Annotated in this window: 9 protein-coding genes and 1 pseudogene; 4 read left to right on the forward strand and 6 right to left on the reverse strand. The window is 71.2% G+C overall.

What is annotated here, in order from left to right; all coding sequences use genetic code 11:
* From G3I41_RS17480 to zapE, 5 genes and pseudogenes are all read right to left on the reverse strand, one after another.
* Positions 1 to 520, reverse strand: a pseudogene (locus G3I41_RS17480) (spore coat protein CotH); the annotation flags it as partial.
* Positions 517 to 1,194 carry a DUF4956 domain-containing protein gene (locus G3I41_RS17485; protein WP_164401158.1) on the reverse strand — a complete coding sequence of 226 codons (678 nt, stop codon included), beginning with the start codon at positions 1,192 to 1,194 and terminating at the stop codon, positions 517 to 519. The gene G3I41_RS17485 and the pseudogene G3I41_RS17480, both read right to left, overlap by 4 nt.
* Positions 1,191 to 2,066 (reverse strand): polyphosphate polymerase domain-containing protein, encoded by an 876-nt coding sequence (locus tag G3I41_RS17490; protein ID WP_164401159.1) that lies wholly within the window; start codon positions 2,064 to 2,066, stop codon positions 1,191 to 1,193. Before G3I41_RS17490 ends, G3I41_RS17485 begins: the two co-directional genes overlap by 4 nt.
* Before the next feature lie 187 nt (positions 2,067 to 2,253).
* Complete coding sequence (locus G3I41_RS17495) at positions 2,254 to 2,679, reverse strand: OsmC family protein (protein WP_164401160.1); 426 nt, start codon at positions 2,677 to 2,679, stop codon at positions 2,254 to 2,256.
* 92 nt (positions 2,680 to 2,771) lie between these two features.
* Positions 2,772 to 3,863, reverse strand: a complete 1,092-nt coding sequence (gene zapE / locus G3I41_RS17500) for a cell division protein ZapE (RefSeq protein ID WP_164401161.1) — start codon at positions 3,861 to 3,863, stop codon at positions 2,772 to 2,774.
* 37 nt (positions 3,864 to 3,900) lie between these two features.
* Here zapE and G3I41_RS17505 point away from each other — a divergent pair, with 37 nt between their 5' ends.
* The 4 genes from G3I41_RS17505 to msrB all read left to right on the forward strand — a co-directional run bounded on the left by G3I41_RS17505 (position 3,901) and on the right by msrB (position 7,171).
* Complete coding sequence (locus tag G3I41_RS17505) at positions 3,901 to 4,665, forward strand: pyrimidine reductase family protein (RefSeq protein WP_239081681.1); 765 nt, start codon at positions 3,901 to 3,903, stop codon at positions 4,663 to 4,665.
* 200 nt (positions 4,666 to 4,865) lie between these two features.
* Positions 4,866 to 5,318, forward strand: a complete 453-nt coding sequence (locus G3I41_RS17510) for an indole-3-glycerol phosphate synthase (protein WP_164401163.1) — start codon at positions 4,866 to 4,868, stop codon at positions 5,316 to 5,318.
* Positions 5,319 to 5,358: 40 nt separating this feature from the next.
* Positions 5,359 to 6,756: a UDP-N-acetylmuramate--L-alanine ligase gene (murC, locus tag G3I41_RS17515; protein ID WP_164401164.1), complete on the forward strand. Its 1,398-nt coding sequence runs from the start codon at positions 5,359 to 5,361 to the stop codon at positions 6,754 to 6,756.
* Positions 6,757 to 6,766: 10 nt separating this feature from the next.
* A complete protein-coding gene (gene msrB, locus G3I41_RS17520; RefSeq protein ID WP_164401165.1) occupies positions 6,767 to 7,171 on the forward strand; it encodes a peptide-methionine (R)-S-oxide reductase MsrB in 405 nt (134 codons plus the stop codon).
* Positions 7,172 to 7,186: 15 nt separating this feature from the next.
* On the opposite strand, the gene G3I41_RS17525 is transcribed toward msrB, so the two are convergent.
* A partial coding sequence (locus tag G3I41_RS17525; RefSeq protein ID WP_275408425.1) for a GTPase-associated protein 1-related protein occupies positions 7,187 to 7,443 on the reverse strand: 257 nt, incomplete at its 5' end.

Below are 7,443 nucleotides of genomic sequence, written 5' to 3' on the forward strand. Positions count from 1 at the left end.
CGCCCTGCCCGCCGCGCTGCCCCGTACCGCCCGCAGGCGTTCCGCCGCCGGGCATGCCACCGCCCGCGCCTCCCGGCATCCCGCCCCGGCCGCCTCCCGGCCCGCCGCCCCGGTTGCCGCGCAGGGACATCAGCGTCGAGTTGCCCTTGAGGCGGATGCCGACATCGCTCAGGAAGACCCCGTCGACGGTGAGGTCGGCCGGGATGGAGTCCTTCGTGCCGTCCTTCTTGAACTCCTTCATCATCTTGTCGAAGTCGGTCTGCTGGTACTCCAGTCGCACGGAGTGCTTCACCGACGTGTCGTACAGGCCGACCGTGCCCTTCACGTCGTCCGTGATCGTGTCCGCCTCCACCCGCGAGGCGGAGGTGACGTACGGAGAGACCCGGGCGTCGCCGAACGCGTACAGCATCACCGCGAGTCCGGCGCACAGCGCCCCGGCGGGCTTCCAGTGGTGCCGCAGGCGCACGGGCACCCGGTCGCGCAGTCGTCGCCCGCGGGGCGTGCCGTCGACGGGGCTCACAGGTCGGTGGTGTCGTAACCGGTCAGGACCGTCACCCGCTGGCCGGAGGTGCGCTCCTGGAGTGCGGTGACCAGCTCGCCCGGCTCGGTGCCCTTCTTCATCCGGACCGTGTAGAACACCTCGTTCAGCGCACCGCCCCGGATCGTCTCCGTGGAGACCAGCTCGAATTCGGTCGTGTACTTGATCAGCACGTCACGGATACCCGGTGTGCAGTCCTCGCCCGCCGGGACCTGGACCTTGACCACCTGGCGCTGCACGTTGAGCGCGAACCAGTCGAACTTGTGCATGATCACGACGACCGCGCAGATCACGACCGCGCCGACCGCGGCCAGCGTGTAGAAACGGGCGCCGCAGGCCATGCCGATCGCCATGGCCAGGAAGATGAACCCGACGTCCCGGGTCTCCTTGACCGCGTTCCGGAACCGGACCACGGACAACGCGCCGACCAGCGAGAACGCGCGCGCCAGGTTGGACCCGACGACGAGCATGATCAGGGCGACGATCATGCCGACGATGACCAGGGTCTGGACGTAGGACTGGCTGTACGACACGTTCCGGTGGGTGTACCGGTAGACGTAGCCGATGACCGTGCTCAGGACGAAGGACAGCGCCATCGCCGCGACGACGTCGGCGACGCTGAACGTCCCGCTGAGTTCCTGCAGATCGAAATTCACTGTGCTCCTGCTTTCACCGGCGACCCTTGTGCCGGCAGCCGCGTGTCGAGGGGGGTGGTGGGCGGGGGGCAGTCCGCCTCGTGCAGATGGAAGGCGGACCGGGGCGCCAGCCCGAACGCCTCGATGGACTGGACGTACTTGGAGACCCGGATGAGGCTCAGGTTGCGGCGGGCCGCGAGGTCGGTGATCCAGTGCGGGGTGCGCTCGTTGACCTTGATCTCCATCACCGACAGGTGCGGCGGCACGGTGAACCGGTTCTCCGGGTTCTCCTGCCCGAAGTGGAAGTCGCGGTCGCGGCCCCGGATGCGCCGGTCGAAGGTGACCCGGAGCCCGGTGTCGGCGGCGCGCCCGACCAGCGCCTCGCGCTGGTAGCCGGTCATCGCGGTGGGCCTGAGGTTCAGCCGTACGACCAGGTCGAGCACCTCGTGGACGAACGCGCGCTCCTTGGGGGAGTGCGCCACCAGCTCGCGTCCGTCACAGAGCTGACGGGCCGTCGCGTACGGGAGGGTGATGCGCCGCTTCTGCGTGACCCGGTTGACGCGCTGCTTGATCTCGACGCAGACCGGGGACTCGTCCGTGACCCCGGCCGGGTCGCCGTAGTGCCTGATGCGCAGCTTGCGGCGGAACTTCAGGCCCTCGATCTTCTCCCAGTAGAACCGCAGTTCGGGGGAGTCGTAGTACAGGCTCCAGACCCCGTACCCGCCGACCGGGCTGTTCAGGTCGCGGTCCATCCGCTCACCGAGCTCGTCGCGCAGTTCGGCGGCCCGCTCGACCGGGACCAGGTACTTCAGCTCGTATCGATTGAAGGCGTGCAGCCTGCTCGCCACATGCAGCGGTGGGGGGTCCTTCGTGGCTGTGTCGGGTTGCGACACCGTGCGCCTCCTTCGTCGTCCGTGCCGGACCGGCCGGCCCGCGATACGCAACCAACGACGGATGAGGAAGCGATGAGAAACCCGGGTGTATTGAAGGAGGATCCAAGATGGCCGGAAGGTGAACACGGCCGGTGCGGAAACAGCTGTGTCCCCGGGCGGACCGCCCGGGGACACAGGAGGGGGAAGGTCAGGCGAGCGACGCGCTCAGCGTGATCGTCGTGCCCGAAAGGGCCTGGCTGACCGGGCAGTTGGCCTTCGCGTCCTCGGCCGCCTTGACGAAGCCGGCCTCGTCCAGACCCGGCACCTCGCCGACGACGGTGAGGTGGATACCGGTGATGCCGGTGCCCGGCTGGAAGGTGACGTCGGCCTTGGTGTCGAGCCGGGCCGGCGGGGTGCCGGCGCCGCTCAGGCCGTGCGAGAGCGCCATCGAGAAGCAGCTGGAGTGGGCCGCGGCGATCAGCTCCTCCGGGCTGGTCTTCCCGTTCGCCTCCTCCGCGCGGGACGGCCAGGAGACCGGGTAGTCGCCGATCCCGGAGGAGTCGAACGTGACGACGCCCGAGCCCTCGGCCAGATTGCCTTCCCAGACCGTGTGAGCCTGACGCGTGGTAGCCATGCTGGTTCCCTTCGAACGGAATGCCCGGTTGTACGGGGGCGACGGGGCACCGCGTCGTGCGCCGCCGGTCATACGTCCTTACGCCCCCGAACCTACTGCGCCACCAGCCCCTTCGCGTCACGCGCCAGCGCCGTGAGCCGGGAGATCGCCCGGAAGTACTTCTTCCGGTACCCGCCGTTCAGCATCTCCTCGCTGAACAGCCGGTCGAAGGGCAGCCCGGCCGCGAGGACCGGTACCTCCCGGTCGTACAAGCGGTCGGCGAGGACCACGAGCCGGAGCGCCGTCGACTGGTCGGGCACCGGTCGCACCTCGGTCAGGCAGACCGCCCGCACCCCGTCCGTCAGCGCCCCGTACCGGCTGGGGTGGACCCGGGCCAGGTGGTCGAGGAGCGCCGGGAAGTCGTCCAGGCTGGCGCCCGGCGTGGCGTACGCGGCCCTGGTGACCTGCTCGTCCGAGAACGGCGGCGGGGCCTCGGGCAGGCCGCGGTGGCGGTAGTCCTCGCCGTCGATGCGCAGCGGGCGGAAGTGCGCGGACAGGCCCTGGATCTCACGCAGGAAGTCGGCGGCGGCGAACCGGCCCTCGCCGAGCTTCCCGGGCAGCGTGTTGGAGGTCGCGGCCAGCGCCACGCCCTCCTCGACCAGCCGGCTGAGCAGCGAGGACACCAGCACGGTGTCGCCCGGGTCGTCCAGCTCGAATTCGTCGATGCAGAGCAGCCGGTGCCCGCTCAGCGTCCGTACGGTCTGCTGGAAGCCGAGCGCGCCCACCAGGTTCGTCAGCTCCACGAAGGTGCCGAAAGCTTTCAGCGAGGGTGCGGCCGGGGTGGCGTGCCAGAGCGAGGCCAGCAGATGGGTCTTGCCGACCCCGTACCCGCCGTCGAGGTACACCCCGCGCGGGCCCGAGGGCACCTCCGTCTTCCGGCCGAACCACTTGCGTTTCCCGGACCCCGAGGCGTGCGCTCCGCCGAGCCCGGCTGCGAAGTCGCTGAGCACCCGGACCGCCTCGGTCTGGCTCGGCTGGTCCGGGTCGGGTACGTACGTATCGAAGCGCACCGAGTCGAAGCGCGGCGGCGGCACCATCTCGGCGACCAGGCGGTCGGCGGGGACGTGCGGCTCGCGGGCGCACAGGGACAGCGGGGCCGTTTCGGCTATGGGGCTGGACCCCGGCACGGCGTGGGAGGACGACACAACCGTCAAGCTTACGACCCGTGTCACACTGCCGGACATGCGACGCCTGTTCCCTGTGACCGACCTGACAGCGCCCGACGCCTCCGGAGACTGGAGCCTGGACCGCCTCGCCGACGCCTACGCCTACCCCGCCGTGGACGGCCCCTGGCTGCGCGCCAACATGGTGTCGACCCTGGACGGGGCCGCCCAGCACGACGGCCGCTCGCAGCCGATCTCCTGCGAGAGCGACATGCGGATCTTCGGCACCCTGCGCGGCCTGGCCGACGTGGTGATCGCGGGCGCCGAGACCGTACGCCAGGAGGGTTACCGGCCGGCCCGGGCCCGGGACGCCTTCGCGGCGCGCCGGGCGGAGGCCGGCCAGACGCCGGTCCCGGCCATCGCCGTGGTCAGCGGCAGCCTGGACCTGGACTTCTCGCTCCCGCTCTTCGTCTCGCCGCTGGTCCCGACGCTCGTGCTGACCGGTGCGGGCGCGCCCCCGGACCGGATCGCGACGGCCCGGAAGGCGGGTGCCGAGGTGGTGATCGCGGGGGAGGGCTCGCGCGTCGACCCCGCGCGCGCCGTGCGGGAGCTGGCCGACCGGGGCCACCGGCGGCTGCTGACGGAGGGCGGCCCCCGGCTGCTCGGCCAGTTCGTGGCGGAGGGGGTGCTGGACGAGCTGTGCCTGACCGTCGCGCCGCTGCTCACGGCCGGTGACGCCCAGCGGATCGCGGGCGGGCCCGCCGTCGCCGTGCCGAAACGATTCGCCCTGGCCTCGCTGCTGGAGGAGGACGGCTTCCTCTTCACCCGCTACCGCCGGAACTGAGCCCCGGCCGCCCCGTACGCCCCAGAGCTCTCCCGTACCGCGCCCCGCGGCGGCAATTAGCGGAATATCACGTTCCGGTTAGCGTTCCGTGGGCAGAATGGATCTCGCAGACCCCGTGCGAGCGCGGGGAAGGATGGTTTCGGCAGCGGCCGGCGACGGTCGCTGAAGAGAAGGGCTCTGTGGTGTTCACCAGCGTTTTGATGATCGAGAAGGCCCTCACCTCCGGGGACGTCGAATTCGTCACCACCCTGCACGGGGAGGAGCGCATCTCCTTCGTCGTCCTCATGCAGCCGCGCGGTGACCAGGCGGACGTGCTGCTGCGGGCCATCGACGACCTGGCGATGGGCGAACTGAAGGAAGCGGCCCGCGAGAGCGAGGAGCCCGAGGGCCGGAGCGCCAGGGAATCGGCCGAGCTCGCCCTCCAGGTCTCGCTGGAGGCGCTGCGCCAGGCGGGCTCCGAAGCCGTCGGCCAGGTGATCGAGAGCCACCCCCTGGACAAGCTCACCTCGGTGGTCGAGGAGTCCCGGGCCGACGAGGTCATCGTGCTGACCGCGCCCCACTACGTCGAGGAGTTCTTCCACCGCGACTGGGCGTCCCGCGCCCGGCACAAGGTCGGCGTCCCGGTGCTCAAGCTCTTCGCGCACAGCGAATAGGCTGGGAACCCCTACCCGTACGCACCTGGGAGAGACACGTATGGCACCCGGCATCCCCGCCGCCATGGAACGACCCCACTTCATCGGCATCGGCGGCGCCGGAATGTCGGGCATCGCCAAGATCCTCGCCCAGCGCGGCGCGAAGGTCGCGGGCAGCGACGCCAAGGAGTCCCCGACGGCCGAGGCGCTGCGCGCGCTGGGGGCGACCGTCCACATCGGGCACGCCGCCGGGCACCTCGCCGACGACGCCAGCTGCGTGGTCGTCTCCAGCGCCATCCGCGCCGACAACCCGGAGCTGGTGCGCGCCGGGGAGCTGTCCGTCCCCGTCGTGCACCGCTCCGACGCCCTGGCCTCGCTGATGAACGGGCTGCGCTCCATCGCCGTGGCCGGCACCCACGGCAAGACCACCACCACCTCGATGCTGGCCGTCGCCCTGAACGAGCTGGACCTCGACCCCTCGTACGCCATCGGCGGCGACCTGGCGGGCCCGGGCACCAACGCCACGCACGGCGAGGGCGACATCTTCGTCGCCGAGGCCGACGAGAGCGACCGCAGTTTCCAGAAGTACGACCCCGACGTCGCGATCGTCCTCAACGTCGAGCTGGACCACCACGCGAACTACGCCTCGATGGACGAGATCTACGAGTCCTTCGAGACCTTCGCCGGGAAGATCGTCCCCGAGGGCACGCTCGTCGTCTCCGCCGACCAGTCCGGCGCCGTCGAGCTGACCCGCCGGGTCCGCGAGGCCCTGCCCGCGCTCACCGTCGTCACGTACGGCGAGGCCGAGACCGCCGACGTGCGCGTCCACAAGATCACCCCGCGCGGTCTGACCAGCGAGGTCACGGTGGTCCTGGGCGGGAAGTTCCTCACCTTCACCGTCTCCGTGCCCGGCCGCCACTACGCGCTCAACGCGGTCGCCGCCCTCGCCGCCGGCATCGCCCTCGGTATCCCCGCCCACAACCTCGCCTCGGCCCTCGGTAAGTACACCGGGGTCAAGCGCCGCCTCCAGCTCAAGGGCGAGGCGGCCGGCGTCCAGGTCATCGACAGCTACGCCCACCACCCCACCGAGATGACCGCCGACCTGGAGGCCATGCGCGGCGCCGCCTCCGACGCCCGCCTCCTCGTCGTCTTCCAGCCCCACCTGTTCTCCCGCACCCAGGAGCTCGGCACCGAGATGGGCCAGGCCCTCGCGCTCGCCGACGCCTCCGTGGTCCTGGACATCTACCCGGCCCGCGAGGACCCGGTCCCCGGTGTCACCAGCGCCCTGATCACCGACGCCGCGACCGCCGCGGGCGCCGACGTCACCGCCGTCCACGACAAGGACCGGATTCCCGAGGTCATCGCGGGAATGGCGAAGCCGGGCGACCTCGTTCTCACCATGGGAGCGGGCGACGTCACCGACCTCGGCCCGCTGATCCTGGACCACCTGTCGAGCTGAAGGAGCCACCGTGACGTACGACGTCGAGAAGCCGGACGAACAGTGGCGGGAGGAGCTCACCGCCGCCGAGTACGCGGTGCTGCGCAAGGCCGGCACCGAGCCCGCGTTCGTCGGTGAGTACACGGACACCAAGACCGCGGGCGTCTACTCCTGCCGGGCCTGCGACGCGGAGCTGTTCCGCTCCGACACCAAGTTCGAGTCGCACTGCGGCTGGCCGTCCTTCTACGACCCGAAGGACACCGACGCGGTCGAGCTGATCCAGGACCGCAGCCACGGCATGGTCCGCACCGAGGTCCGCTGCGCCCGCTGCGGCTCGCACCTGGGCCACGTCTTCGAGGGCGAGGGCTACCCGACCCCGACGGACCAGCGCTACTGCATCAACTCGATCTCGCTGCGGCTGACGCCGGACGCCTGATCCCCACGGCGGAACTCAGCCCCGCCGCACCCGCCCCGCGATGCGGCGGCCCAGGCGGCCCAGGGTGCGGCGCTCGCGGCGGTTCCAGTCGCGGAAGGCGTCCGCCCGGCCGCTGCTGCCGGAGCGGCCGACCGCGTCCTCGACCGCCGCGACCCGGTCGGTGGGCAGCCCCCGCACCACGGGGCGCAGCACCTCGTCGAGGAGCCCGCCGGCGGCCTCGGTCCACACCGCACCGGCGTGCGGGTGGGCCGTCCACACGGTGAAGCAGTCGG

It is taken from the genome of Streptomyces sp. SID9727 (assembly GCF_010550605.1).
Lineage (GTDB): Bacteria > Actinomycetota > Actinomycetes > Streptomycetales > Streptomycetaceae > Streptomyces.